A 361-nucleotide genomic window follows, 5' to 3' on the forward strand; every position below is an offset into this window, starting at 1 on the left:
GGGGGAGCTTGATGGGAAGCCGGGGTGCCGGCCTGCGGTAGGCGCCGCGGACCAGGCGCTCGATGCCGTACTCGGGGTTGAGGCGGACGTGGGTGGCGACCTGGTGCAGGGGGACGGCGGCCAGGCCCCGGCCGTTGCCGACATAGGGGACCCCAGTGCCCCCGCGGACCACCACCACCTCCATCTCGGGCCCGTCCGCCAGCGGGCCGGTGCCGCCCGGGAGGAGCTTGCCCAGCCGCCCGTTGATGTGGTGGTCGCAGGCGAAGCGGAGCTGCAGCACCTGCCCGCGCCCCACCACCCCGGAGGGCCCGCCCCGGTCGCCGACCGCCCCGCCCAGGAAGTCGTCGTGGGTCTTCAGTTC

At 75.6% G+C, this 361-nt stretch carries 1 pseudogene; it reads right to left on the minus strand.

From position 1 onward, the window contains the following. Positions 1 to 361 (minus strand): annotated as a pseudogene (locus tag UK12_RS42095) (3-isopropylmalate dehydrogenase); the annotation flags it as partial.

This window comes from Saccharothrix sp. ST-888, assembly GCF_000955975.1.
Lineage (GTDB): Bacteria > Actinomycetota > Actinomycetes > Streptomycetales > Streptomycetaceae > Kitasatospora.